Origin of the sequence: Citrobacter sp. Cpo071, from assembly GCF_030332765.1 — a bacterium.
Lineage (GTDB): Bacteria > Pseudomonadota > Gammaproteobacteria > Enterobacterales > Enterobacteriaceae > Citrobacter > Citrobacter portucalensis.
In genome coordinates this window covers 131,242-154,491 of the sequence record NZ_JAOWHE010000068.1, presented here as the reverse complement: position 1 = coordinate 154,491, position 23,250 = coordinate 131,242, and the positions used below count along the sequence as shown (strand labels likewise).

At 53.2% G+C, this 23,250-nt stretch carries 21 protein-coding genes and 2 tRNA genes; 17 read left to right on the top strand and 6 right to left on the bottom strand.

The features are described from left to right. Positions 1-2 precede the first annotated feature (2 nt). On the bottom strand, positions 3-1,136 hold the full coding sequence (iadA, locus tag OGY09_RS05285) for a beta-aspartyl-peptidase (protein ID WP_032945104.1): 1,134 nt from the start codon (positions 1,134-1,136) through the stop codon (positions 3-5). A gap of 148 nt (positions 1,137-1,284) precedes the next feature. Between iadA and OGY09_RS05280 the strand changes: the two genes are divergently transcribed. The 3 genes from OGY09_RS05280 (at position 1,285) to OGY09_RS05270 (ending at position 2,774) form a co-directional block, all read left to right on the top strand. Next, the gene (locus OGY09_RS05280) at positions 1,285-2,178 is read left to right on the top strand and encodes a LysR family transcriptional regulator (protein ID WP_032945102.1); all 894 of its coding nucleotides are present in this window, start codon (positions 1,285-1,287) and stop codon (positions 2,176-2,178) included. Positions 2,179-2,345: 167 nt separating this feature from the next. After that, entirely contained in the window at positions 2,346-2,678 is a 333-nt protein-coding gene (gene secG / locus OGY09_RS05275; protein ID WP_003025000.1) for a preprotein translocase subunit SecG, read from the top strand. Between the two features lie 9 nt (positions 2,679-2,687). Then, positions 2,688-2,774: transfer RNA gene (locus OGY09_RS05270), tRNA-Leu, on the top strand. Positions 2,775-2,972: 198 nt separating this feature from the next. Here OGY09_RS05270 and argG read toward each other — a convergent pair. Beyond that, positions 2,973-4,316, bottom strand: a complete 1,344-nt coding sequence (gene argG / locus OGY09_RS05265) for an argininosuccinate synthase (protein WP_032945101.1) — start codon at positions 4,314-4,316, stop codon at positions 2,973-2,975. 333 nt (positions 4,317-4,649) lie between these two features. On the opposite strand from argG, the gene OGY09_RS05260 reads away from it, so the two are divergent. The 12 genes from OGY09_RS05260 (at position 4,650) to mtr (ending at position 18,530) form a co-directional block, all read left to right on the top strand. Next, positions 4,650-4,726, top strand: a tRNA-Met gene (locus tag OGY09_RS05260). A 207-nt stretch (positions 4,727-4,933) separates the two neighbouring features. Next, positions 4,934-5,386, top strand: a complete 453-nt coding sequence (gene rimP, locus OGY09_RS05255; RefSeq protein WP_003024996.1) for a ribosome maturation factor RimP — start codon at positions 4,934-4,936, stop codon at positions 5,384-5,386. 28 nt (positions 5,387-5,414) lie between these two features. Further along, entirely contained in the window at positions 5,415-6,902 is a 1,488-nt protein-coding gene (nusA, locus tag OGY09_RS05250; RefSeq protein ID WP_003024992.1) for a transcription termination factor NusA, read from the top strand. 24 nt (positions 6,903-6,926) lie between these two features. Further along, positions 6,927-9,617, top strand: coding sequence for a translation initiation factor IF-2 (gene infB, locus OGY09_RS05245; RefSeq protein ID WP_032945099.1), 2,691 nt, complete (start codon positions 6,927-6,929; stop codon positions 9,615-9,617). 149 nt (positions 9,618-9,766) lie between these two features. Beyond that, positions 9,767-10,171: a 30S ribosome-binding factor RbfA gene (gene rbfA / locus OGY09_RS05240; protein ID WP_003024988.1), complete on the top strand. Its 405-nt coding sequence runs from the start codon at positions 9,767-9,769 to the stop codon at positions 10,169-10,171. After that, entirely contained in the window at positions 10,171-11,115 is a 945-nt protein-coding gene (gene truB / locus OGY09_RS05235; protein ID WP_003024986.1) for a tRNA pseudouridine(55) synthase TruB, read from the top strand. The genes rbfA and truB overlap by 1 nt, the downstream gene beginning before the upstream one ends. A 273-nt stretch (positions 11,116-11,388) precedes the next feature. Then, positions 11,389-11,658, top strand: coding sequence for a 30S ribosomal protein S15 (gene rpsO, locus OGY09_RS05230; RefSeq protein ID WP_000059465.1), 270 nt, complete (start codon positions 11,389-11,391; stop codon positions 11,656-11,658). Positions 11,659-11,904: 246 nt separating this feature from the next. Continuing rightward, on the top strand, positions 11,905-14,037 hold the full coding sequence (pnp, locus tag OGY09_RS05225) for a polyribonucleotide nucleotidyltransferase (RefSeq protein ID WP_008785911.1): 2,133 nt from the start codon (positions 11,905-11,907) through the stop codon (positions 14,035-14,037). Positions 14,038-14,146: 109 nt separating this feature from the next. Next, positions 14,147-15,031, top strand: coding sequence for a lipoprotein NlpI (gene nlpI / locus OGY09_RS05220; RefSeq protein ID WP_003024982.1), 885 nt, complete (start codon positions 14,147-14,149; stop codon positions 15,029-15,031). Between the two features lie 106 nt (positions 15,032-15,137). Beyond that, a complete protein-coding gene (yrbN, locus tag OGY09_RS05215) occupies positions 15,138-15,218 on the top strand; it encodes a protein YrbN (protein WP_010723222.1) in 81 nt (26 codons plus the stop codon). Continuing rightward, on the top strand, positions 15,211-17,139 hold the full coding sequence (locus OGY09_RS05210) for a DEAD/DEAH family ATP-dependent RNA helicase (protein ID WP_003828643.1): 1,929 nt from the start codon (positions 15,211-15,213) through the stop codon (positions 17,137-17,139). The genes yrbN and OGY09_RS05210 overlap by 8 nt, the downstream gene beginning before the upstream one ends. 146 nt (positions 17,140-17,285) lie before the next feature. Then, positions 17,286-18,530: a tryptophan permease gene (gene mtr / locus OGY09_RS05205; protein ID WP_032945098.1), complete on the top strand. Its 1,245-nt coding sequence runs from the start codon at positions 17,286-17,288 to the stop codon at positions 18,528-18,530. A gap of 88 nt (positions 18,531-18,618) precedes the next feature. On the opposite strand, the gene OGY09_RS05200 is transcribed toward mtr, so the two are convergent. From OGY09_RS05200 to ubiU, 3 genes are all read right to left on the bottom strand, one after another. Next, complete coding sequence (locus OGY09_RS05200) at positions 18,619-19,626, bottom strand: luciferase-like monooxygenase (RefSeq protein ID WP_032945097.1); 1,008 nt, start codon at positions 19,624-19,626, stop codon at positions 18,619-18,621. A 178-nt stretch (positions 19,627-19,804) separates the two neighbouring features. Further along, a complete protein-coding gene (locus tag OGY09_RS05195) occupies positions 19,805-20,683 on the bottom strand; it encodes a U32 family peptidase (protein WP_122973810.1) in 879 nt (292 codons plus the stop codon). 8 nt (positions 20,684-20,691) lie between these two features. Further along, positions 20,692-21,687, bottom strand: coding sequence for a ubiquinone anaerobic biosynthesis protein UbiU (gene ubiU / locus OGY09_RS05190; protein ID WP_003024971.1), 996 nt, complete (start codon positions 21,685-21,687; stop codon positions 20,692-20,694). Positions 21,688-21,907: 220 nt separating this feature from the next. Between ubiU and ubiT the strand changes: the two genes are divergently transcribed. Both ubiT and OGY09_RS05180 read left to right on the top strand, forming a co-directional pair. Further along, a complete protein-coding gene (gene ubiT, locus OGY09_RS05185) occupies positions 21,908-22,432 on the top strand; it encodes a ubiquinone anaerobic biosynthesis accessory factor UbiT (protein ID WP_003828637.1) in 525 nt (174 codons plus the stop codon). Then, positions 22,426-22,929, top strand: coding sequence for a GNAT family N-acetyltransferase (locus OGY09_RS05180; RefSeq protein WP_008785907.1), 504 nt, complete (start codon positions 22,426-22,428; stop codon positions 22,927-22,929). The genes ubiT and OGY09_RS05180 overlap by 7 nt, the downstream gene beginning before the upstream one ends. Here the strand turns inward: OGY09_RS05180 and OGY09_RS05175 are convergent. Next, entirely contained in the window at positions 22,926-23,216 is a 291-nt protein-coding gene (locus tag OGY09_RS05175) for a GIY-YIG nuclease family protein (protein ID WP_032945094.1), read from the bottom strand. The two genes, OGY09_RS05180 and OGY09_RS05175, sit on opposite strands and share 4 nt — an antisense overlap. Positions 23,217-23,250 lie beyond the last annotated feature (34 nt).

The window sequence follows — 23,250 nt, the reverse complement described above, 5'->3', positions numbered from 1 at the left end:
CCTTACTCGAAGTTGCCGGTAACCAGGCACTCGCCATCCCGCAGCAACGGTTTACCCGCGGCAAACAGATGGGCCAGCGAGAGGTCATCATTGAGTACACAGATATCAGCACGTTCTCCGGCGCAGAGCACGCCCCCGGAAATACCCAGCGAGCGCGCAACGTTTGCCGTCAGCATCGCGATGGCCTGTGACACCGGAATCCCGACATCAATCAGGCGAGGAAGCAGGTTAAGATTGCCTGCGACCGGTGCCGCGCTTAAACCTTCAACGATACCCTGAGCGTTAAAGCGCGGAACGCTGCCATTGCCGTCAGAACTGATCGTGATGCGATCCGCCGGAACCTGCGCTTCCAGGGCGTGGAGGATCGCCTGTTCCTGAGGTGTAAAGCGGCTGCCGCCAGACGTAACGTCGATATGGCCGCCGCGATGGGCGAAAGCAATCGCCTGTTCGAACAAGGGTTCAGTTCTCGCAACATGCGTCGGTGAAATATGGTGAATCGGAATACCCGCATCACACAGCTCAATAAGTTGCGACATCCCTTCCGGCAGATTCCCCAGGTGCACATGCAGCAAGCCCTTTTTCCCAGCCAGCAGGGAAGCGACGCGAATATCGCTCACTATCCTCAGCAACTCCTGGAAAGAGGGGTAAGAACCGCGGTGATCGGCGAGGGCGATTTTTACACCAAGAATTGCCGGAATGAAGGCCATATCATCGCGGATGGATCGCGTAATAGTTGGGCTGGGAACGGCGTAGGCTCCCGTGTGCATAAACGCGCGTAATCCCTCAAGGTTGAGAGACTGCATTTTAGCGTAGAGATCTTTGGGTGAACGAGAAATGGCATCGGTGCCTAACACACCAACCACCGTGGTAATACCTGCCTGAATCAGATCGCGCAGCTTGACGGCTGGCGTCCGACTGGCAAACCCGGCTTCCCCGCCGCCACCGGTAAGATGGACATGCTGATCGATGATACCAGGGATAACCCATTTACCCCGACAATCGATGACCTCTTTGACGCCATCAAAGAGCGAAATATCTTTTTCTACCGCCACAATTCGGTCGGCATGAATGAGCAGGGAGCAGAGGCCTAAATCCTCAGGAGAAAAAACACGGGCATTGGTCAATAAAGTAAACATAGCGGTCCTGTCAAACGTCGAGGGTGAGAGTCGGCAGGTGAAACGAAATATTGTTGTTATGATGCCCACCATAAAGCCATTACTATAACTATGACTATTACCGATTTGTTATTGGAGGATGCGGTTATGGCATGGCGGAGAGCACAACGTGGATTGTAAGTGGCTGGAAGATTTTCTGGCCTTGAGCCAGCATGGAAACTACTCTCAGGCCGCGGCGCAGCGGCATATTACTCAACCTGCGTTGAGTCGGCGTATAAAGGCGCTGGAAGAGGTGCTGGGCGTACCTTTGTTTGACCGGACAACGACCCCTGTCACGCTGACGCGCTATGGTGAACGCTTTGAACCTTATGCCCGGCACGTTCTCAGCACGTTAACAGAGGCACGCCATGAGCTGTCGGCGATGACGCCAGCAACGGATAACACGCTGGTGATGGTCAGCCTGCATACGCTGTCGGTGAATATCCTGCCGGATATGATCAACTACCTGCGACAGAGTGAGCCGCAGTTAAACTTTACGGTCAACGCCAGTATCCAGGGGATAGACAACCACTTCAATGCCCTGATGAACCGGCAAATTGATTTACTGGTGACCTACGATTTACCGTCTGCCCAGCCGGGGCTGGAGATCGCCGGAGGGTTAAAACGTTCACTATGGCGGTATGAGCGATTTATACCGGTTATTTCAGCCCAGTTGGCTGATGCGCTTAATGATCCGCATGCTCCGATTCCGTGGCTATGCTACAGCGACTACACCTTTGTCAGACGTATTATTGAGTCGGCAGAACAACGCGTCCGCCCACGGCTAAAAAAAGTATTTGAGAGTGGTTTAAGCGAAACGATACGAGAAATGGTACTGCGCCATATGGGAATGGCCTGGTTACCTGAATCGATGGTGGCGGAAGAGTTGGTGAATCAGCAAATTATTCACTGCTGGCCAGAAAATACAGACCTGATTTGTGAAATCCCCGTTGTGGTATGGGCTAACCTTGACGATCAACGCGCAGTCATGCAGAGATGCTGGGAGAAATTGCTGCGTTTTTGATTGATATGGCGATTTTTTCCGCAGTTGATACAATGCTAACAAATTGCCCTTGCGAAGGTTATTCGCTTTGGTTAGTATTCACACCCGCTTCAGTGGGAAACAGTAAATATTCCCGCTTTAATGGTCGAAGCATTGTACGCGGCAACTCCGCAAGGAACAGGTTGATTATGCACGAAGCTCTTTTAGTAGTTTTCCTTATTGTGGCAATTGGCCTGGTAGGCTTGATCATGCTGCAGCAAGGCAAAGGCGCTGATATGGGAGCCTCTTTTGGCGCAGGCGCTTCTGGTACTCTGTTTGGTTCAAGTGGTTCTGGTAACTTCATGACCCGTATGACAGCTGTATTGGGAACCTTGTTCTTCATTATCAGTCTGGTGCTGGGTAACATGAACAGCAATAAGACCAATAAAGGAAGTGAGTGGGAAAATCTGAGCGCACCGGCGAAAACCGAGCAAACTCAGCCAGCTGCTCCGGCTCAGCCGACCAGCGATATCCCACGCTAAGTATTCTGTACCGAGGTGGTGGAATTGGTAGACACGCTACCTTGAGGTGGTAGTGCCCTAACGGGCTTGTGGGTTCGAGTCCCATCCTCGGTACCAAATTCCAAAAAAAAAGACGCTGCAAAGCGTCTTTTTTTTCGTCTGTTATTTATGGCTATCCTGTAGGTCGGATAAGGCGTTAACGCCGCCATTCGACATTATTACAACGCCTGATGGCGCTACGCTTATCAGGCCTACAGACATCCTATATTCCGCGCATAAAAAAGGCCGCTTTCGCGGCCTTAAGATAGTGAATCTTTACTTCGCCTTATTTTCCAGATTCTCAACCTGCGGCAGGCCGGTTGCGGAAGAGGCTGTCAGCAGGCCAGACTGCGCATAGCCGAACAGCTTCTCGCGGGTATCGGTGATATCCAGATTACGCATGGTCAACTGACCGATACGATCGTCAGGTGAGAATACTGACTCGCCTTTCTCCATGGTCAGACGCTCAGCCTTATAAGTCAGGTTGTCGGACACGGTATTGAGGATCGAGTAGTCGTTGCCGCGGCGCAGTTCCAGCGTGACTTCGCCGGTAATCTGGCTGGCGACCCAACGCTGCAGACCGTCACGCAGCATCAGCGCCTGAGAGTCGAACCAGCGGCCCTGATACAGCAGACGACCCAGCTGGCGACCGTGCGCGTGATACTGCTCGATGGTATCCTCGTTGTGAATACCGGTCAGCAGACGCTCGTAGGCGATATGCAGCAATGCCATCCCCGGGGCTTCGTAGATGCCACGGCTCTTCGCTTCAATGATACGGTTTTCAATCTGATCGCTCATACCCAGACCGTGACGGCCGCCGATACGGTTGGCTTCCAGCATCATCTCAACGTCGTCGCTGAAGGTTTTACCGTTCAGAGCAACCGGATGACCCTGTTCAAAACGCACGGTCACTTCTTCTGCCGGGATCTTCACGCTCTCATCCCAGAACTTCACGCCCATAATCGGGTTAACGATTTTGACGCTGGAGTTCAGGAATTCCAGATCTTTTGCTTCGTGAGTCGCGCCGAGCATATTGGAGTCTGTTGAGTACGCTTTCTCAACGGACATCTTGTAGTCGAAACCACAGGCAATCATAAATTCGGACATCTCATGGCGACCGCCGAGTTCATCGATAAAATCGGTATCCAGCCATGGTTTGTAAATCTGCAGTTCGGCGTTGGTCAGCAGACCGTAACGATAGAAACGTTCAATATCGTTACCTTTATAGGTGCTACCGTCACCCCAGATATTTACGCCATCTTCTTTCATGGCGGCAACCAGCATGGTGCCGGTCACGGCACGGCCCAGCGGGGTGGTATTGAAATAGGTCAGTCCGCCGGTGGTGTTGTGGAATGCACCGCACTGAATGGCAGCGATCCCTTCGGCAACCAGCTGCTTACGGCAATCTACCAGGCGAGCATTCTCAGCACCATATTCCATTGCACGGCGAGGAATGGCGTCATAGTCATCCTCATCCGGCTGGCCCAAATTCGCAGTATATGCATATGGGACAGCCCCTTTTTGTCGCATCCACAGCAGTGCTGCGCTGGTGTCCAGGCCGCCGGAAAAAGCGATACCAATACGTTGACCTACCGGGAGATGCTTGAGAATCGTCGTCATAAAATAAAACCCTGCTTGATAGACTGGTGAAGAGGTCGGCTTATTATACTAATTGCATTTTTATGCAAAATAAATGAGTTTTCATTTAATCATCTTTTCTGGATGACAGGAAGAGTTTAGTGATAATTTCGTTAAATAACGGCGTGGGCGGCATATTTATCTTGCTGGGCTAGCGCTGGGCAGCATTCATTGATTTGCATAGTCGTAACAAGGTTGACATAACGCATAGTGAATCAATATACTGTGCGCAGATTTTACGTCCCGTCTCGGTACCAAATCCCAGCAGTATTTGCATTTTTTACCCAAAACGAGTAAAATTTGCCACGTTTCAGGCGCGGGGTGGAGCAGCCTGGTAGCTCGTCGGGCTCATAACCCGAAGGTCGTCGGTTCAAATCCGGCCCCCGCAACCACTTTCCCTTAGAGTTCTTTTTCAAATATACTGTGAAGACTTAGGCCTTCGTAGCTGGATTTGAAAAAAATTCTTTCGGAAGGTTCTCCGAACCGCAGGTGCGGTTATAGGGTTCAGTTATCTAAAGCCCCGATTTATCGGGGTTTTTTGTTATCTGACTACAGAATAACTGGGCTTTAGGCCCTTTTTTTATGTCTTGGGGGTGGGCTTGTCCACATTAGAGCAAAAATTAACAGAGATGATTACAGCGCCAGTTGAAGCCCTGGGCTACGAACTGGTCGGCATCGAATTTATTCGTGGTCGCACATCCACACTGCGCATCTATATTGATAGTGAAGATGGCATCAATGTTGATGATTGTGCTGATGTGAGCCATCAGGTAAGCGCCGTGATGGATGTCGAAGACCCAATCACCGTTGCCTATAACCTGGAAGTCTCCTCTCCGGGTCTCGACCGTCCTCTGTTCACAGCTGAACACTACGTGCGTTTCCTGGGTGAAGAAGTCACGCTGGTTCTTCGTATGGCGGTACAAAACCGTCGTAAATGGCAGGGCGTTATCAAAGCGGTGGACGGTGAGATGATCACGGTCACAGTCGAAGGCAAAGATGAAGTGTTCGCGCTGAGTAATATCCAGAAGGCGAACCTGGTTCCCCACTTTTAACAGTCTGGATTGAGGTGAAAAGCCCGCGATGAACAAAGAAATTTTGGCTGTTGTTGAAGCCGTATCCAACGAAAAAGCGCTGCCACGCGAGAAAATTTTTGAAGCGCTGGAAAGTGCGCTGGCTACAGCAACAAAGAAAAAATATGAGCAAGAGATCGACGTTCGCGTAGAAATCGATCGTAAAAGCGGTGATTTCGATACCTTCCGTCGTTGGGTAATCGTAGAAGAAGTTACTCAGCCGACCAAAGAAATTACGCTGGAAGCGGCACGCTTCGAAGACGAAAGTCTGAACGTGGGCGAATATGTTGAAGATCAGATTGAATCTGTCACCTTTGACCGTATCACTACCCAGACCGCGAAGCAGGTTATCGTACAGAAAGTACGTGAAGCTGAACGCGCAATGGTTGTTGATCAGTTCCGCGAACATGAAGGCGAAATCGTCACCGGTGTGGTGAAGAAAGTAAACCGCGACAACATTTCACTGGATCTGGGCAGCAATGCTGAAGCTGTGATCCTGCGTGAAGACATGCTGCCGCGTGAAAACTTCCGTCCTGGTGACCGTATTCGTGGTGTTCTGTACTCAGTTCGCCCGGAAGCGCGCGGTGCACAGCTGTTCGTAACCCGTTCCAAGCCGGAAATGCTGATTGAGCTGTTCCGCATTGAAGTGCCGGAAATCGGCGAAGAAGTTATCGAAATTAAAGCGGCTGCTCGCGATCCGGGATCGCGTGCGAAAATCGCCGTTAAGACCAACGACAAGCGTATTGATCCGGTCGGCGCCTGTGTTGGTATGCGCGGTGCGCGCGTTCAGGCGGTTTCTACCGAACTGGGCGGCGAGCGTATCGATATCGTCCTGTGGGATGATAACCCGGCGCAGTTCGTGATTAACGCAATGGCGCCAGCAGACGTCGCTTCTATCGTGGTGGATGAAGACAAACACACCATGGATATCGCGGTTGAAGCCGGTAACCTGGCTCAGGCGATTGGACGTAATGGTCAGAACGTCCGCCTGGCTTCACAACTGAGCGGTTGGGAACTCAACGTGATGACCGTTGATGACCTGCAAGCGAAGCATCAGGCTGAAGCACATGCAGCCATCGATACCTTCACCAAATATCTCGATATCGATGAAGATTTCGCGACTGTTCTGGTGGAAGAAGGTTTTGCGACGCTGGAAGAACTGGCCTACGTGCCAATGAAAGAACTGCTGGAAATTGACGGCCTGGATGAACAGACCGTTGAAGCGCTGCGCGAGCGTGCTAAAAACGCACTGACCACTCTGGCACTGGCCCAGGAAGAAAGCCTCGGTGATAACAAACCGGCTGACGATCTGCTGAATCTGGAAGGATTGGATCGTGAGATGGCCTTCAAACTGGCGGCCCGTGGTGTTTGTACGCTGGAAGATCTCGCTGAACAGGGCATTGATGATCTGGCTGATATCGAAGGGTTGACCGACGAAAAAGCCGGTGAGCTGATTATGGCTGCCCGTAATATTTGCTGGTTCGGCGACGAAGCGTAATAAACTGTAGCAGGAAGGAACAGTATGACAGATGTAACCGTAAAAACGCTGGCTGCAGAGATACAGACTTCCGTAGATCGCCTGGTACAGCAATTTGCTGATGCCGGTATCCCGAAGTCTGCTGACGACTCTGTGTCCGCACAAGAGAAACAAACCTTACTGGCGCATTTGAACCGTGAAAACGGCTCAGCGCCGGATAAGTTGACATTGCAGCGTAAAACGCGCAGTACTCTCAATATTCCAGGTACCGGTGGAAAAAGCAAATCGGTACAAATCGAAGTCCGCAAGACACGCACCTTTGTGAAACGCGATCCGCAAGAGGCTGAACGCCTTGCCGCGGAAGAGCAGGCGCAGCGTGAAGCGGAAGAGCAAGCCCGTCGTGAGGCAGAAGAAGCTGCCAAACGCGAGGCGCAACAAAAAGCCGAACGTGAGGCCGCAGAACAAGCTAAGCGTGAAGCCGCTGATAAAGCGAAACGTGAAGCTGCGGAAAAAGACAAAGTGAGCAATCAACAGACCGACGATATGACTAAAACCGCCCAGGCCGAAAAAGCCCGCCGTGAAAATGAAGCCGCAGAACTGAAGCGTAAAGCGGAAGAAGAAGCACGTCGCAAGCTTGAAGAAGAAGCGCGCCGCGTAGCGGAAGAAGCTCGCCGTATGGCGGAAGAAAACGAGAAAAATGGTGTGAATAACGCTGAACCTGTCGAAGACACCAGTGATTATCACGTCACCACCTCTCAGCATGCTCGCCAGGCTGAAGACGAGAACGATCGTGAAGTTGAAGGCGGTCGTGGTCGTACTCGCAGCACTAAAGCCGCGCGTCCGGCGAAGAAAGGCAATAAACACGCTGAATCTAAAGCTGACCGTGAAGAAGCACGTGCAGCGGTTCGCGGTGGTAAAGGCGGCAAGCAGCGTAAAGGTTCCGCTCTGCAGCAGGGCTTCCAGAAGCCAGCTCAGGCCGTTAACCGTGACGTTGTGATCGGCGAAACCATCACCGTTGGCGATCTGGCGAACAAGATGGCGGTCAAAGGTTCTCAGGTCATCAAAGCGATGATGAAACTGGGCGCAATGGCGACCATCAACCAGGTCATCGACCAGGAAACCGCACAGCTGGTTGCCGAAGAGATGGGCCACAAAGTTATCCTGCGTCGTGAAAACGAGCTGGAAGAAGCAGTAATGAGCGACCGTGACACCGGCGCTGCGGCTGAACCGCGTGCACCGGTAGTGACCATCATGGGTCACGTTGACCACGGTAAAACGTCTCTGCTGGACTACATTCGTTCAACGAAAGTGGCCTCTGGCGAAGCGGGCGGCATTACTCAGCACATCGGTGCGTACCACGTTGAAACTGACAACGGTATGATCACCTTCCTGGACACCCCGGGTCACGCCGCGTTTACCTCCATGCGTGCTCGTGGTGCTCAGGCAACGGATATCGTTGTTCTGGTTGTTGCAGCAGACGACGGCGTGATGCCGCAGACTATCGAAGCTATCCAGCACGCGAAAGCGGCAGGTGTGCCGGTAGTTGTTGCAGTCAACAAAATCGATAAACCGGAAGCGGATCCAGATCGCGTTAAAAACGAACTGTCCCAGTACGGAATCATGCCGGAAGAGTGGGGCGGCGAGAGCCAGTTCGTTCACGTTTCTGCGAAAGCGGGTACCGGTATCGACGAACTGCTGGATGCTATCCTGCTGCAGGCCGAAGTACTGGAACTGAAAGCTATCCGTAAAGGTATGGCGAGCGGTGCGGTTATCGAATCCTTCCTGGATAAAGGTCGTGGCCCGGTCGCTACCGTCCTGGTTCGCGAAGGTACCCTGAACAAGGGCGATATCGTTCTGTGTGGCTTCGAATATGGCCGCGTTCGTGCGATGCGTAACGAACTGGGTCAGGAAGTACTGGAAGCAGGTCCGTCCATTCCAGTGGAAATCCTCGGTCTGTCCGGTGTTCCGGCTGCCGGTGATGAAGTGACCGTCGTTCGTGACGAGAAGAAAGCGCGTGAAGTTGCACTGTACCGTCAGGGCAAATTCCGTGAAGTTAAACTGGCTCGTCAGCAGAAATCTAAACTTGAGAACATGTTCGCCAACATGACCGAAGGCGAAGTTCACGAAGTGAACATCGTGCTGAAGGCTGACGTACAGGGTTCTGTAGAAGCGATTTCCGACTCTTTACTGAAACTGTCTACCGACGAAGTAAAAGTGAAGATCATCGGTTCTGGCGTAGGTGGTATCACCGAAACCGACGCGACCCTGGCTGCGGCATCCAACGCGATTCTGGTTGGCTTCAACGTACGTGCTGATGCCTCTGCACGTAAAGTTATCGAATCAGAAAGCTTGGATCTGCGTTACTACTCCGTCATCTATCATCTGATCGACGAAGTGAAAGCAGCGATGAGCGGCATGCTGTCTCCGGAACTGAAACAGCAGATCATTGGTCTGGCTGAAGTTCGTGATGTGTTCAAATCACCGAAATTCGGCGCTATCGCAGGCTGTATGGTTACCGAAGGCACGATTAAACGTCACAACCCAATCCGCGTACTGCGCGACAACGTGGTTATCTATGAAGGCGAGCTGGAATCCCTGCGCCGCTTCAAAGATGACGTTAACGAAGTCCGTAACGGTATGGAATGTGGTATCGGCGTTAAGAACTACAACGACGTTCGCGTTGGCGATATGATCGAAGTGTTCGAGATCATCGAGATCAAACGTACAATTGCTTAAGGTTGTTCGGGTGTAGGCCGGATAAGGCGTTTACGCCGACATCCGGCAATGTAATGCCTGATGGCGCTACGCTTATCAGGCCTACAGCCTAATCACCGAATTATTTTCAAAAGGGGCTGAATGCCCCTTTTTTGTCTGGAGAATTTATTATGGCGAAAGAATTTGGTCGCCCGCAGCGTGTCGCGCAGGAGATGCAGAAAGAAATCGCACTCATCCTGCAACGCGAAATCAAAGACCCGCGTGTTGGTATGATGACCACCGTATCGGGTGTTGAGATGTCCCGTGATCTGGCATATGCCAAAGTATTCGTGACTTTCCTCAACGATCAGGACGAAGCTGCCGTGAAAAACGGCATTAAGGCACTGCAGGAAGCCTCTGGTTTTATCCGCTCTCTGCTGGGTAAAGCAATGCGTCTGCGTATCGTGCCTGAGCTGACCTTCTTCTACGACAACTCGTTGGTTGAAGGGATGCGCATGTCCAACCTGGTGACCAGCGTGGTGAAACATGACGATGAGCGTCGTGTGAACCCAGCGGACGACAGCAAGGAGGACTGATGAGTCGTCCTCGTCGTCGTGGTCGCGATATTCATGGTGTCCTGCTGCTGGATAAGCCGCAGGGCATGTCCAGCAATGACGTGCTGCAAAAAGTAAAGCGCATCTACAATGCCAACCGCGCGGGACATACCGGCGCGTTGGATCCGCTGGCGACAGGCATGCTGCCTATCTGCCTTGGTGAAGCGACAAAGTTTTCACAGTATTTGCTGGATTCTGACAAACGCTATCGCGTGGTTGCCCGTCTGGGCCAGCGTACTGACACTTCCGATGCCGATGGGCAGATCGTGCAGGAGCGTCCGGTAACCTTCACCGCAGAACAACTGGCGAGCGCGCTGGAGACTTTCCGCGGCGATATCGAGCAGATTCCGTCGATGTATTCGGCGCTGAAGTATCAGGGTAAGAAGCTGTACGAATATGCGCGTCAGGGCATTGAAGTGCCGCGTGAAGCGCGCCCGATTACCGTCTATGAGCTGCTGTTTATCCGTCACGAGGGTAACGAACTGGAGCTGGAAGTTCACTGCTCCAAAGGCACCTATATTCGTACCATCGTTGACGATCTCGGTGAGAAGCTGGGCTGCGGCGCGCACGTCACGTATCTGCGTCGTTTGACGGTCAGCAAGTATCCGGTGGATCGTATGGTCACGCTGGAACACCTGCGTGAGCTGGTCGAACAGGCAGAACAGCAGAACATTCCGGCGGCTCAGTTGCTTGATCCTTTGTTGATGCCAATGGACAGTCCGGCATCGGACTATCCTGTTGTTAATTTGCCTTTAACATCCTCGGTTTACTTTAAAAATGGTAACCCGGTACGGACATCAGGCGCGCCGCTGGAAGGGCTGGTACGCGTGACGGAAGGCGATGACGGCAAGTTTATTGGCATGGGGGAGATGGACGATGAAGGTCGTGTCGCCCCTCGCCGCCTGGTGGTTGAGTATCCTGCATAGCGCTCTCTGTCTTGCGATAAAAGGGCGCTGCGAGTAGAATACTGCCGCTTAACGTCGCGTAAATTGTTTAACAATCTGCGTGGCGTATACACAAAATCATTCGAGCTGCATCAAGGCGGCAAGTCTGAGGATCCTCAGGAGCTTACTTAGGTAAGTGACTGAGGTGAGCGGACGCAGCCAACGCAGAGTCAGTTTGAAGGATAAAGTGTATACACTGGGATAGCTGAATTAGAGATCGGCATCCTTTCATTCTTATCACTTTGGAGTTTTAAAATGTCTCTAAGTACTGAAGCTACCGCTAAAATCGTTTCTGAGTTTGGTCGTGATGCAAACGACACCGGTTCTACCGATGTTCAGGTTGCTCTGTTGACTGCACAGATTAACCACCTGCAGGGCCACTTTGCGGAGCACAAAAAAGATCACCACAGCCGTCGTGGTCTGCTGCGCATGGTTTCTCAGCGTCGTAAACTGCTCGACTACCTGAAACGTAAAGATGTTGCACGTTACACCGCGCTGATCGAGCGTCTGGGCCTGCGTCGCTAATTCTTTCGAGTTTCAGAAAGAGGGGGCCTTCATGGCCCCTTTTTTCCAGCAGATGGCAGCAATTCGCTGGAAACTAATGTATTGTTGCTATGAATGATCTTCCGTTGCAGAGGTTCGCGCGGCTAATGAGAGGCTTTACTCATGCTTATGGGTTAGGGTTGTCATTAGTCGCGAGGATGCGCAGAAGATCGGGTATTAACGATGGCGCAAAAATGTGCCGTCAAAAAATAGAGAAAGGATATTATTTTGCTTAATCCGATCGTTCGTAAATTCCAGTACGGTCAGCATACCGTTACGCTGGAAACCGGCATGATGGCGCGTCAGGCGACCGCCGCTGTTATGGTTAGCATGGATGACACCGCGGTATTCGTTACCGTTGTTGGCCAGAAAAAAGCGAAACCAGGCCAGGACTTTTTCCCGCTGACCGTTAACTATCAGGAGCGTACTTACGCTGCTGGCCGTATCCCGGGTAGCTTCTTCCGTCGTGAAGGCCGTCCGAGCGAAGGCGAAACCCTGATCGCGCGTCTGATTGACCGCCCGGTTCGCCCGCTGTTCCCGGAAGGCTTCGTTAACGAAGTTCAGGTTATCGCGACCGTTGTTTCCGTTAACCCGCAGGTTAACCCGGACATCGTGGCAATGATCGGTGCATCTGCTGCGCTGACTCTGTCTGGTATTCCATTCAACGGCCCGATCGGTGCTGCACGTGTTGGTTACATCAATGACCAGTACGTTCTGAACCCGACTCAGGACGAACTGAAAGAAAGCAAGCTGGACCTGGTTGTTGCCGGTACTGAAGCAGCCGTACTGATGGTTGAATCCGAAGCTGAACTGCTGAGCGAAGATCAGATGCTGGGCGCTGTTGTGTTCGGTCACGAACAGCAGCAGGTTGTGATTCAGGCGATCAACGAGCTGGCGAAAGAAGCTGGCAAACCGCGTTGGGACTGGCAGCCAGAAGCCGTCAACGAAGCGCTGAACGCACGCGTTGCCGCACTGGCAGAAGCTCGCTTGAGCGATGCTTACCGTATCACTGACAAACAAGAGCGTTATGCTCAGGTTGACGTGATCAAGTCTGAAACCATCGCGACTCTGGTGGCTGAAGACGAAACCCTGGACGCTAACGAACTGGGTGAAATCCTGCACGCTATCGAGAAAAACGTTGTTCGTAGCCGCGTACTGGCAGGCGAGCCGCGCATCGATGGCCGTGAAAAAGACATGATCCGTGGCCTGGACGTGCGTACTGGCGTTCTGCCGCGTACCCACGGTTCCGCACTGTTCACCCGTGGCGAAACTCAGGCGCTGGTTACTGCGACCCTGGGCACCACTCGTGATGCGCAGAACCTCGACGAACTGATGGGCGAGCGTACTGACAACTTCCTGTTCCACTACAACTTCCCTCCGTACTGCGTAGGTGAAACCGGTATGGTCGGTTCTCCGAAGCGTCGTGAGATTGGTCACGGCCGTCTGGCGAAACGTGGCGTACTGGCAGTAATGCCGGAACTGGATAAATTCCCGTACACCGTACGTGTGGTTTCTGAAATCACCGAATCTAACGGTTCTTCTTCCATGGCTTCCGTATGTGGTGCTTCCCTGGCGCTGATGGACGCAGGCGTGCCGATCAAAGCAGCCGTTGCGGGTATCGCGATGGGTCTGGTGAAAGAAGGTGACAACTTTGTTGTTCTGTCTGACATCCTGGGCGACGAAGACCACCTGGGCGATATGGACTTCAAAGTGGCGGGTTCCCGCGACGGTATCTCTGCACTGCAGATGGATATCAAAATTGAAGGTATCACCAAAGAAATCATGCAGGTTGCTCTGAACCAGGCTAAAGGTGCGCGTCTGCACATCCTGGGTGTGATGGAACAAGCGATCAACGCTCCGCGTGGCGATATTTCTCAGTTCGCTCCGCGTATCCACACTATCAAGATCAGCCCGGACAAGATCAAAGACGTTATCGGTAAAGGCGGTTCTGTTATCCGTGCTCTGACCGAAGAAACCGGCACCACCATTGAAATCGAAGATGATGGTACCGTGAAGATTGCTGCGACCGACGGTGAGAAAGCGAAATATGCTATCCGTCGTATCGAAGAGATCACCGCAGAGATCGAAGTAGGCCGTATCTACAATGGTAAAGTGACCCGTATCGTTGACTTTGGCGCATTCGTTGCCATTGGTGGCGGTAAAGAAGGTCTGGTACACATCTCTCAGATCGCTGATAAGCGTGTTGAGAAAGTGACCGACTACCTGCAGATGGGCCAGGAAGTACCGGTCAAAGTTCTGGAAGTTGATCGCCAGGGCCGTGTACGTCTGAGCATTAAAGAAGCAACTGAGCAGTCTCAGCCTGCAGGCGAACCGGAAGCTCCGGCAAGCCAGGGCGAGTAAGGTTGCCATTGCCCTCCGTGAAAGCGGAGGGCCTTTAACCCGGCAGGATGCCTTGTTAGCAACCGGGGAACCTGGACGTTCATTCAATCGTTGTCTTCGGGAGTGGGAAATGAAGCCTTTTTTGCGCTGGTGTTTCGTTGCGACAGCACTCACGCTGGCTGGATGCAGTAATTCCGCCTGGCGAAAGAGTGAAGTCCTCGCAGTACCATTGCAACCGACTTTGCAGCAGGAAGTGATTCTGGCACGTATGGAACAAATTCTTGCCAGTCGGGCTTTAACCGATGACGAACGCGCACAGCTTTTATATGAGCGCGGAGTGTTGTATGATAGTCTCGGTCTGAGGGCACTGGCGCGAAATGATTTTTCACAAGCGCTGGCAATCCGACCAGATATGCCTGAAGTATTCAATTACTTAGGTATATATTTAACGCAGGCAGGCAATTTTGATGCTGCCTATGAAGCGTTTGATTCTGTACTTGAGCTTGATCCAACTTACAACTACGCGCACTTAAATCGCGGTATCGCATTGTATTACGGCGGTCGCGACAAGTTAGCGCAAGATGATCTGCTAGCGTTTTATCAAGACGATCCCAATGATCCTTTCCGTAGTCTGTGGCTTTATCTTGCCGAGCAGAAGCTCGATGAGAAGCAGGCTAAAGAAGCGTTGAAGCAACGCTTTGAGAAATCGGATAAAGAGCAATGGGGATGGAACATTGTCGAGTTCTACCTGGGCAACATTAGCGAAGCAACGCTGATGGAACGCCTGAAGGCGGACGCAACGGATAACACCTCGCTCGCTGAGCATCTCAGTGAAACCAACTTCTATTTAGGTAAGTACTACCTAAGTCTGGGGGATTTGGACAACGCTACGGCATTGTTCAAACTGGCGGTGGCTAACAACGTTCATAACTTTGTTGAGCACCGATACGCATTGTTGGAATTATCGCTCCTGGGCCAGGACCAAGATGACCTGGCAGAATCGGACCAGCAATAGCTGACGTACACATCAGCCCGTAATCTTTTTTGATTGCCATCACCTTCACGGGTGAGGGCGTTGTTGTTCGTTAATACACCTACTTTGAGCCGGTTCACACTTTTCAATGAAAATTGCAGATCAATTTCATGATGAGTTATGTAGACTGGCCGCCATTAATTTTGAGGCACACGTACTACATGGCTGAATTCGAAACCACTTTTGCAGATCTGGGCCTGAAGGCTCCTATCCTTGAAGCCCTTAACGATCTGGGTTACGAAAAACCATCTCCAATCCAGGCAGAGTGCATTCCGCATCTGCTGGGCGGCCGCGATGTTCTGGGTATGGCCCAGACAGGTAGCGGCAAAACTGCAGCGTTCTCTTTACCGCTGCTCAACAATCTTGATCCTGAGCTGAAGGCACCTCAGATTCTGGTGCTGGCACCGACCCGCGAACTGGCGGTTCAGGTAGCAGAAGCCATGACGGATTTCTCTAAACACATGCGCGGCGTGAACGTGGTTGCCCTGTACGGCGGCCAGCGTTATGACGTGCAATTACGTGCCCTGCGTCAGGGGCCACAGATCGTCGTCGGTACGCCGGGTCGTCTGCTGGATCACCTGAAGCGCGGTACTCTGGACCTCTCCAAACTGAGCGGTCTGGTACTGGACGAAGCTGACGAAATGCTGCGTATGGGCTTCATCGAAGACGTTGAAACCATCATGGCGCAGATCCCGGAAGGTCATCAGACCGCTCTGTTCTCTGCAACCATGCCGGAAGCGATTCGTCGTATTACCCGCCGCTTTATGAAAGAGCCGCAGGAAGTACGTATTCAGTCCAGCGTTACTACCCGTCCTGACATCAGCCAGAGCTACTGGACGGTGTGGGGCATGCGTAAAAATGAAGCGCTGGTGCGTTTCCTGGAAGCAGAAGACTTTGATGCGGCGATTATTTTCGTACGTACCAAAAATGCGACCCTGGAAGTAGCAGAAGCGCTGGAGCGTAGCGGTTATAGCAGCGCTGCACTGAACGGCGACATGAACCAGTCCCTGCGTGAGCAGACTCTGGAGCGTCTGAAAGATGGCCGTCTGGATATTCTGATTGCAACCGACGTTGCGGCCCGTGGTCTGGACGTTGAGCGTATCAGCCTGGTTGTCAACTACGACATCCCGATGGATTCCGAGTCTTACGTTCACCGTATCGGCCGTACCGGTCGTGCGGGTCGTGCGGGTCGTGCGCTGCTGTTCGTTGAGAACCGCGAGCGTCGTCTGCTGCGTAACATCGAACGCACCATGAAGCTGACTATTCCGGAAGTAGAACTGCCGAACGCAGATCTGCTGGGCAAACGCCGTCTGGAAAAATTCGCTGCTAAAGTACAGCAGCAGCTGGAAAGCAGCGATCTGGATCAGTACCGTGCTCTGCTGGCGAAAATGCAGCCGGAAGAAGAGCTGGATATCGAAACGCTGGCAGCTGCACTGCTGAAAATGGCTCAGGGCGAACGTCCTCTGATCCTGCCGCCAGATGCGCCGATGCGTCCGAAACGCGAATTCCGCGATCGTGATGACCGTGGTCCGCGTGACCGCAACGATCGTGGCCCTCGTGACCGTAATGACCGTGGTGGTGAAGACCGTCCGCGTCGTGAACGTCGTGATGTTGGTGACATGCAGCTGTACCGCATTGAAGTGGGCCGTGATGACGGTGTTGAAGTTCGTCATATCGTTGGTGCGATTGCTAACGAAGGTGATATCAGCAGCCGTTACATCGGTAACATCAAGCTGTTTGCTTCCCACTCCACCATCGAACTGCCGAAAGGTATGCCGGGCGACGTGCTGCAGCACTTTACCCGTACTCGCATCCTGAACAAGCCGATGAACATGCAGCTGGTTGGCGATGCAGTTCCGCACACCGGTGGTGAGCGTCGTGGCGGTGGTCGTTTCAGCGGTGAGCGTCGTGAAGGCGGTCGCGGTGAAGGTCGTAACTTTAGCGGCGAACGTCGTGAAGGCGGTCGTGGCGATGGCCGTCGTTTCAGCGGCGAACGTCGTGAAGGCAACCGTGGTCCGCGTCGTGACGATTCTTCTGCTCCGCGTCGTGATGACTCTGCTGGTCGTCGTCGTTTCGGCGGTGATGCATAAGTCTTTTAGCTTTATAGCTGTAAAGTAAAATATACGGCCCCGATCTCAACAATCGGGGCTTTTTTTATTTCAATTGTACTCGTGTACTGGTACAGTGCAGCACATTGAGATGTAGTCACAATATAAATGACTGGAGAGATGGCTAAATGGCAACACTAACCACCACCCAAACGTCACCTTCGCTGCTCGGCGGCGTGGTGATCATCGGCGGCACCATTATTGGCGCGGGGATGTTTTCCCTGCCAGTGGTCATGTCCGGGGCGTGGTTCTTCTGGTCAATGGCAGCGCTGATCTTCACCTGGTTCTGCATGCTGCACTCCGGGCTGATGATCCTTGAAGCTAACCTCAATTACCGCATTGGCTCCAGTTTCGACACCATCACGAAAGATCTGCTGGGCAAAGGCTGGAACGTGGTGAACGGCATCTCGATTGCTTTCGTTCTCTATATTCTGACCTACGCGTATATCTCGGCGAGCGGGTCGATCCTGCATCACACCTTCTCCGAGATGTCGTTGAACGTTCCGGCGCGTGCGGCAGGTCTTGGCTTTGCGTTACTGGTGGCGTTTGTGGTGTGGTTAAGTACCAAAGCGGTGAGCCGCATGACGGCAATTGTGCTGGGCGCGAAGGTGATTACCTTTTTCCTGACCTTCGGCAGCTTATTGGGACACGTTCAGCCCACAACGTTGTTTAACGTGGCGGAAAGCAATGCTTCGTATACGCCGTACCTGCTGATGACGCTGCCGTTCTGTTTGGCCTCATTCGGCTATCACGGCAATGTCCCGAGCCTGATGAAGTACTACGGCAAAGATCCGAAGACCATCGTTAAGTGTCTGGTGTACGGCACGCTGCTGGCGCTGGTGCTGTATTCCGTATGGTTGCTGGGGACGATGGGCAATATCCCGCGTCCGGAGTTTATCGGTATTGCGCAGCAAGGCGGTAACATTGATGTGCTGGTACAGGCGTTGAGCGGTGTACTAAACAGCCGCAGTCTGGATCTGCTGCTGGTGGTGTTCTCCAACTTTGCGGTGGCGAGTTCATTCCTCGGCGTTACGCTCGGTCTGTTTGACTATCTGGCGGATCTGTTTGGCTTTGATGACTCGGCAATGGGACGTTTCAAAACGGCATTGCTGACATTTGTCCCGCCAATTATCGGTGGCTTGCTATGGCCGAACGGTTTCCTGTACGCCATTGGCTATGCAGGACTCGCGGCAACCATCTGGGCCGCCATTGTTCCGGCGCTGCTGGCACGTAAATCCCGCGAGCGTTTCGGTAGCCCGAAATTCCGTGTCTGGGGCGGCAAGCCGATGATTGCGCTGATCCTGGTATTCGGTATCGGCAACGCGGTTATCCATATTCTGTCGAGCGTGAATCTGTTGCCTGTATACCAGTAGAACAATTGCCCGGTGGCGCTACGCTTACCGGGCCCACAGAGATTGAGTAGGCCGGATAAGGCGCAGCCGCCATCCGGCACAAATAGTACTACCCCAATAATTCCTGCTTCACATCCATCGCCAAATCAAACGAATGTAGGCGTGCCTGATGATCAAAAATCTGACCGTTAACCATAATCTCATCAGCCTGGGTTTCACGCAGAATGGCGTCGAGACCATGCCGCACTTTTGCCTTATCACCGACCAGCGACATGCTCAGCGCCTGTTGTACGCCGTACTGCTCAGAAGCGGACCACAGCTGCTGCATATTCTCTACCGGCGGCGGTAGCTGGCCGGTTTCGCCACGACGCAGCTTCACAAATGCCTGCTGCATGGAGGTGAAAAGATACTCGGCGTCGCGATTGCTGTCGGCGGCAATAATGTTGATGCACACCATCGCATACGGTTTTGCCAGCCGCGCCGAGGGTTTGAACTGGGTACGATACAAATGCAGCGCCTGATGCAGCATATCCGGGGCAAAGTGCGAGGCGAAGGCAAACGGCAGACCAAGCTGGGCCGCCAGTTGTGCGCTGTACAGGCTGGAGCCTAATAACCAGACCGGGATCTGCTCGCCGTAGCCGGGAACCGGGCGTACATGGGGATTAGGATCGCGGGCGTCGAACCAGTCCACCAGTTCAGCGACGTCGCGTGGGAAGTTATCGATATCACCGCTCATATGGCGGCGCAGTGCGCGCATGGTTGGTTGATCGCTGCCCGGTGCGCGACCAAGCCCGAGATCGATTCGTCCCGGATATAGCGTGTTCAGGGTACCGAACTGCTCGGCGATCACCAGCGGCGAATGGTTAGGCAACATCACGCCGCCAGACCCGAGATGCAGCGTGGTGGTATTGGCAGCCAGATAACCAATCAGCACTGAGGTTGCTGCGCTGGCGATGCCGGTCATGTTGTGATGTTCCGCCAGCCAGTAGCGGTGGTAGCCGCGTTTTTCGGCCAGTTGAGCGAGATCAAGCGAGTGTGTGAAGGCCTCTTTTGCCGAGGATCCTTCAGGGATCGGCGCCAGATCCAGCACCGAGAACGGAATAGTTTTGTCAGTCATAACGGCTCACTTTGTTACCGGTTAATCTTTTAATACTGCATTAAAGATTAGCGAATGTTGTTAACAAAGTGAGCTTTATACGGCGGGCACCGAATATAACATGCCCGATGGCGCTGCGCTTATCGGGCCTACGGGATCGCTATTTGTAGGCCCGATAAGGCATTTATGCCGCATCCGGCTAGGCCTGCAGCTCCAGTCCAGCCAGTCGCTTCCAGTAGCCGTTACAGTCACTGTGGGCGGCAAGCGGTAATGGAGCACTGCCATTTTCATTGGCGCGGAAGGCGTCGAGCATGGCGAATGTTTCAGTGCCTGAAGGGGACAGACGCACAATATCAACCAGCCCCTGCATCGATGTCAGTTCGTTGCCGAGGTTGTAAACATAGCCGCTCATGGTCTGGATCCCGTTGAGGACAAAGACCTGCTGATTCTCCTGCGACAGCACATCGCGCCCGTTCGGATATTTGATGCAGCAGGTTTCACACTCGTCTTTTGGACGGTCTTCAGAGCGCGCGGTAAAGCAGCGGGCAGAGTACGCCAGCGGCAGATGCCCGTAGCTCAGCACCTCAACTTCAAACTGATTGCGAATACCCAGCTCATCACACTGGTTGAGCAGGTTTGCCAGCCAGTCGCGGGAAAGCTCTACCGGCATACACCAGCGCACCATGCCATGTTTGAGCAGAATACGCAGGGTAACCGCGTTGTAGCAGTTGAGCGCATGCCCGGCGACAAACGGCAGCTTACGCTCGGCGCACATGTTTACTACGCCGAGATCGCTGGCTTCCAGCAGGAAGTCACCGTTTTCGACATAGCGCTTCAGCTCTCCCAGTTCAGAAGAGGCCTGTACCAGCGCCAGTGTTGACAGCACAACCTGTTTACCGCTGCCGGCGAGCGATTTCGCCATATCGAGCCAGTCGCCCACTTTGGTGGCGCGGCGTTTACTGCATACCGCTTCGCCAAGATAGATAACGTCGGCCTGGCTTACGGCAGCCTGCTGATAAAAATCTTCCAGCGTTTCTTTCGGCCAGTACCACAGCACCGGCCCTAAGGAATATTTCATTGCTTCTCTCACTGCCATTTACGGTGATACGCGCCAAGCGTGGTCTGTGTGCCTTCGGACATAGAACCGAGCGTTTCCATCCACGCGGCCTGCGGGACGTAGTTTTGCGGGTCGGCCATACAGCGGTCGATCGCCTGACGCCACACTTTCGCCACCTGGCTGACATAGGCCGGACTACGCTGACGACCTTCGATTTTCACCGAGGCAATATTGGCTGCCAGCAGTTCCGGCAGCAGCTCCAGCGTGTTCAGGCTGGTGGGTTCTTCCAGCGCATGATAACGCTCGCCGTCAACCAGATAGCGGCCTTTGCATAGCGTCGGATAACCGGCGTTTTCCCCGTCCTGATAGCGGTCGATCAGCACTTCATTAAGACGGGATTCCAGCCCCTGTTGGGTCTGTTGCCAGCGGACAAAACGGGCAGGTGAGCAGGCACCAACCGTGTTAGGAGACTCACCCGTCAGATAGGACGAAAGATAGCAACGGCCTTCCGCCATAATGCACAGGCTACCGAAGGCGAACACTTCCAGGGGAACAGGTGTGACGCGAGCAAGCTGCTTCACCTGATGAATAGACAGCACGCGCGGCAGCACCACGCGGGCGACGTCAAAGTTGCGATGATAGAAATTAATTGCCTCTTCATTGGTTGCAGATGCCTGAACAGAGACATGGCGCTCAATATGCGGGTAGCGCTCTGCGGCATACTCAAGCATGGCGAGGTCGGCAAGGATCAGCGCGTCTGCACCCAGTTGCGCTGCCATATCAACGGCACGTTGCCAGCGCGCGTAACCATCCGGGTGCGCAAAGGTGTTAATCGCAATGTGCAGCTTACGGCGGTGCTGATGGACAAAACTCACCGCTTCCTGCAATTTTTTCTCGGTAAAATTAAGGCCGGCGAAATGACGGGCGTTGGTATCATCTTTCAGCCCGATGTAGACAGCATCAGCGCCGTTCTCAATGGCCGCCTTAAGCGCCGGTAGGTTTCCGGCAGGGCAGAGCAGCTCCATAATTTATCCTGAACGTTGCGCCGTGATGGGCGCAGAAATGTTAACGAATGGGGATTTTAGTTAACCTTGCTGAGACAATTTTTGATTTGAGGCAGTTAAAGTCGTATTGGTGACACCAATAAAGAGGTAACAATTTCGCATCGAATTGTTGATTTATGCCGCTATGTCGTTTATTTGATATGGCAAAATAGCAGGACTATTGAAACAGGGAGTAAAGCTCGTGTTGGATAAACTGCGTTCACGCTTAGTACAATTTGGTCCTTCTCTGATGAGTGTACCAGTTAAACTGACGCCCTTTGCGCTGAAGCGCCAGGTTCTGGAGCAGGTCCTGAGCTGGCAGTTTAGTCAGGCGCTGGCCGATGGGGAGCTGGAGTTTCTCGAAGGTCGCTGGCTGAGCATTCATGTGCGTGACATTGACCTCAAATGGTATACCTCTGTTGAGAACGATAAACTTATCGTCAGCCAGAATGCAGATGCGGATGTGAGTTTTAGCGCCGATGCCAGCGATCTGCTGATGATCGTGGCCCGCAAGCAGGATCCGGATACGCTTTTCTTCCAGCGTCGTCTGGTGATTGAAGGTGATACAGAATTAGGGCTATACGTAAAAAATCTGATGGATGCCATCGAACTGGAGCAGATGCCTAAAGCGTTGCGCGTCATGCTGATGCAGTTGGCGGATTTTGTTGAGGCGGGGATGAAAACGTCGCCAGAAACCAAACAGACCTCGGTAGGTGAGCCATGCTGATTCGAGTTGAAATTCCCATTGATGCCCCTGGTATTGATGCGCTGCTGCGCCGTTCATTTGAGAGCGATGCGGAAGCGAAATTAGTGCACGACCTGCGTGAAGATGGTTTCTTAACGCTGGGTCTGGTTGCTACCGATGACGAAGGTCAGGTAGTGGGTTACGTCGCGTTCAGCCCAGTCGATGTTCAGGGTGAAGATCTGCAATGGGTCGGCATGGCGCCGCTCGCGGTGGATGAAAACTACCGGGGGCAGGGCCTGGCGCGTCAGCTGGTCTATGAAGGACTCGATTCACTGAACGAGTTTGGCTACGCAGCGGTGGTTACGCTGGGGGATCCGGCCCTGTACAGCCGCTTTGGCTTTGAGCTGGCGGCCCATCATGACCTGCGTTGCCGCTGGCCGGGCACCGAAAGCGCGTTCCAGGTTCATCGCCTGGCGGACGATGCGCTGGATGGCGTGACGGGACTTGTGGAATACCACGACCACTTCAATCGCTTTTAAGCTTCCGGGGTTTGCAGGCTGCTTAGTAGCGCCTCAAACCCTTCGCCTTCGACAAGGCGCTCTTTCTGCCGCTTGGTGAGCTGTTTAACGCGATACTCTATGCGCAGGGCCAGCGAACGGTCGCCGACCTGCGCCGCAAATGCCAACGTGAGTTCCCCCTTTCCGCGTAGCGCCTTCGCGCCTTTCCCACTTTGATGCTGCTTATAGCGGCGCTGCACATCGGTGGTTATTCCGGTGTATAAGGCGTTGTCTGCGGTACGGATCAGGTACAGATACCAGGGTGTCATTGTTACCATCGACGTGATAATTTTCAGGCCTACA

Coding starts and splice junctions, on each gene's coding strand:
- iadA (WP_032945104.1), bottom strand. CDS start 1,136: ATGTTTACTTTATTGACCAATGCCCGTGTTTTTTCTCCTGAGGATTTA.
- secG (WP_003025000.1), top strand. CDS start 2,346: ATGCACGAAGCTCTTTTAGTAGTTTTCCTTATTGTGGCAATTGGCCTG.
- argG (WP_032945101.1), bottom strand. CDS start 4,316: ATGACGACGATTCTCAAGCATCTCCCGGTAGGTCAACGTATTGGTATC.
- nusA (WP_003024992.1), top strand. CDS start 5,415: ATGAACAAAGAAATTTTGGCTGTTGTTGAAGCCGTATCCAACGAAAAA.
- infB (WP_032945099.1), top strand. CDS start 6,927: ATGACAGATGTAACCGTAAAAACGCTGGCTGCAGAGATACAGACTTCC.
- rbfA (WP_003024988.1), top strand. CDS start 9,767: ATGGCGAAAGAATTTGGTCGCCCGCAGCGTGTCGCGCAGGAGATGCAG.
- truB (WP_003024986.1), top strand. CDS start 10,171: ATGAGTCGTCCTCGTCGTCGTGGTCGCGATATTCATGGTGTCCTGCTG.
- rpsO (WP_000059465.1), top strand. CDS start 11,389: ATGTCTCTAAGTACTGAAGCTACCGCTAAAATCGTTTCTGAGTTTGGT.
- nlpI (WP_003024982.1), top strand. CDS start 14,147: ATGAAGCCTTTTTTGCGCTGGTGTTTCGTTGCGACAGCACTCACGCTG.
- yrbN (WP_010723222.1), top strand. CDS start 15,138: ATGAAAATTGCAGATCAATTTCATGATGAGTTATGTAGACTGGCCGCC.
- OGY09_RS05210 (WP_003828643.1), top strand. CDS start 15,211: ATGGCTGAATTCGAAACCACTTTTGCAGATCTGGGCCTGAAGGCTCCT.
- mtr (WP_032945098.1), top strand. CDS start 17,286: ATGGCAACACTAACCACCACCCAAACGTCACCTTCGCTGCTCGGCGGC.
- OGY09_RS05200 (WP_032945097.1), bottom strand. CDS start 19,626: ATGACTGACAAAACTATTCCGTTCTCGGTGCTGGATCTGGCGCCGATC.
- OGY09_RS05195 (WP_122973810.1), bottom strand. CDS start 20,683: ATGAAATATTCCTTAGGGCCGGTGCTGTGGTACTGGCCGAAAGAAACG.
- ubiU (WP_003024971.1), bottom strand. CDS start 21,687: ATGGAGCTGCTCTGCCCTGCCGGAAACCTACCGGCGCTTAAGGCGGCC.
- OGY09_RS05180 (WP_008785907.1), top strand. CDS start 22,426: ATGCTGATTCGAGTTGAAATTCCCATTGATGCCCCTGGTATTGATGCG.
- OGY09_RS05175 (WP_032945094.1), bottom strand. CDS start 23,216: ATGACACCCTGGTATCTGTACCTGATCCGTACCGCAGACAACGCCTTA.